The following is a 2,373-nucleotide window of genomic DNA, read 5'->3' as shown; positions in this document are numbered from 1 at the left end:
CGATAGGGCTGATGGGCCGGTTAAATCTGTACCAGTATGCGCCAAATCCGCTGACATGGGTGTATCCTTTAGGTCTGAAATGTTGGTCTACTGCTAGAAAAGATTTCTGGAAAAATGAGGCTAAGATTAACCCTCATAAATACTCTCCAAAAAATCTTGCAAGAATGAATGATGGTCTTGCTCCTAAAATGAAAATTGAAGTCTTTAACCACAAAAAACAGAAAGTTGAAATTAAAGACGTCAGCATGGAAATACACCATAGAAATTTGCCGCAAAGAAGTGGGACACCAAAAGCTAATGAACGATGGAATCTTGAGAAAACAACACCTTGGGGGCATGAGTCAATGGATCCATATAGACATACTGGCTATGATTTATTAAGAATAATAAAGGGGATTAATTCGTGGTAACAACTAATGATTTGAGAAGTTTTGTAAAAACAGATAGCTATATTAATTTAATGAATTTTGTTATTGCAGGACTAAATATTGTTTTGAATAAGAATGAGCCATCTAGTCAACTTTTCAATATCTATGCTAATAACGTTAATAAGGCAAATATTACTATTAATGAGTTAGAGCAAGTATGTGCTGATAAATATAAGATAATGAAATTCATTGAGCTCTACTTTTCAGAAATAACCGATGATGAAAAAGATGAAGATGAAGATAATGTAACTATAGAAGTCGTTCCGTTTTATAGTAACTTTCTGATTGGTTACCTTGTTGATTATTATATATTGAAAAATAGACAAAATGATTTAGAAGGATATTTGCAGAAAAGAAAAATAGCTAATTACAAGAAATTTGCTAATGAATTACGAACAATATATAGCAAAATTCCTGATTAAAATCAGAACAACCCGCATAGTTCTGAGGGAACCTCATAAAATAGACAGATATAGCGTTGTGTGATCTACTGATTGTTCCACCTAGTCAATAAGGTCACTGCTATGTCTGTACGTGAAGTATGTCATAACTTTTTAAAGATGCTTTATCGCCAGAATGCATTAACCGATGCCACTATCGCCTTGATTAATGGCGCTTCTCTTACCTTAACCAGCGTTGGGTGTTTTTTATCCGGAGATGCTCACGTCAAACATAAAATTAAATGTATTGACCGTTTACTCGCTAATTGTCCACTTCCCATTAATTGAGACACACTAACTTAGCGTTTTCTAACTGTTTACGATAGGCCTCCGGAGGGAGGTGATTTAGACTTTCATGAGTTCGATTTCGGTTATAATTTTGCTGCCAAAACAACGCTAATTCTCGAACTTGGCTTAAAGATTCAAATAAATACGCATTTAGAAATTCACTGCGGAACGAGCCATTAAAACGTTCGATAGAGCCATTTTGTTGCGGTTTTACTAGTTGAATATGGCACAGTAAAACTTGGTTATTTTCACTATAATTCAATAGATTAACCGAAATTAATTCAGGACCATTATCGACTCGAATTTGTTTCGGCAATCCTCTTTCGGTTTTTAAACGCTCAAGTACTCTGATAACGCGCTCCGCTAGTAATGATGTATCAACCTCAATCGCTAAACATTCACGTGTTCCTTCATCAATAATATTGAGGGCTCTGAACCGCTTACCGCAATATAACTGTCGTGTATAAAATCCTATGCCCATTGAATATTTGGGACTTTTTCAATCACTAATGGCCTTTTTTCACGTTTTGGAAGCACTTTTTTAACCCGTCGTTTCAGGTTTAATCCTAATCGACAATAAACACGATAAACTCGTTTATGATTAAAAGGATAGCCTTGAAATCTCAGTCGAAAATAGCATTTCCAAAACCCTGATTGTGGCGATTTAGCTAAAACGGATTGTATGGCATCGATCACCACACGGTCTTTTTTATGCCAGTCTATTCGCTGACGGTAAAACGTGGCTCGTGACAATGACGTCAGCTCACGAGCCTTAATGACTGATAAGCCTGCCTCTTTTAATGATAGAGTACAGGGTTTCTTTTCAGCCACTACCAGCCCTTTTTTGCGAAAAGCGCCTTCATCGCATGATTTTCAAGGCTGACTTCCGCAAAGAGCTTTTTCAGTTTCGCGTTTTCATCTTCCAGCTCTTTTAATCGTTTAACATCAATGGCTCCATGCCACCATACTTTGATTTCTAATTATAATAAGTAGCATGACTGACCCCATTTTGACGGCAAATATCGTCCACTTTCATCCCTGAATCAGCGAGTTTTAAAACATTAACGATTTGAGTCTCAGTAAAACGGGCTTTTTTCATCATGACCTCTGCAAATTTTAGGGCAGAAAATCTAATTATAGCTGTCTTATTTTAGGGGAAGTGGACAAGACCCCATCGGGTTAGCGGGTGGGTTAAATCTGTACCAGTATGCGCCGAA

Annotated in this window: 2 protein-coding genes and 2 pseudogenes; 3 read left to right on the top strand and 1 reads right to left on the bottom strand. The window is 36.9% G+C overall.

The features are described 5' to 3' along the window. The 3 genes and pseudogenes from PR675_RS20515 to PR675_RS20505 form a co-directional block, all read left to right on the top strand. Positions 1 to 410: pseudogene (locus tag PR675_RS20515) on the top strand (RHS repeat-associated core domain-containing protein); the annotation flags it as partial. Then, positions 404 to 850, top strand: coding sequence for a hypothetical protein (locus tag PR675_RS20510; RefSeq protein WP_237069604.1), 447 nt, complete (start codon positions 404 to 406; stop codon positions 848 to 850). The pseudogene PR675_RS20515 and the gene PR675_RS20510, both read left to right, overlap by 7 nt. 102 nt (positions 851 to 952) lie before the next feature. After that, positions 953 to 1,156, top strand: a complete 204-nt coding sequence (locus PR675_RS20505; protein WP_060561375.1) for a hypothetical protein — start codon at positions 953 to 955, stop codon at positions 1,154 to 1,156. Here PR675_RS20505 and PR675_RS20500 read toward each other — a convergent pair. Beyond that, positions 1,149 to 2,255 (bottom strand): annotated as a pseudogene (locus PR675_RS20500) (IS3 family transposase). The gene PR675_RS20505 and the pseudogene PR675_RS20500 overlap by 8 nt on opposite strands. Positions 2,256 to 2,373 lie beyond the last annotated feature (118 nt).

This window comes from Providencia sp. PROV261 (genome assembly GCF_028477945.1).
GTDB classification, from domain to species: Bacteria; Pseudomonadota; Gammaproteobacteria; order Enterobacterales; family Enterobacteriaceae; genus Providencia; species Providencia stuartii.
Note: the sequence above shows the minus strand (reverse complement) of the source record. Positions and strands in the feature narration are given on the sequence as shown.

Bases quoted from the DNA above. Each gene is read 5' to 3' on its own strand.
- PR675_RS20505 (WP_060561375.1), top strand. From the start codon at position 953: ATGTCTGTACGTGAAGTATGTCATAACTTTTTAAAGATGCTTTATCGC.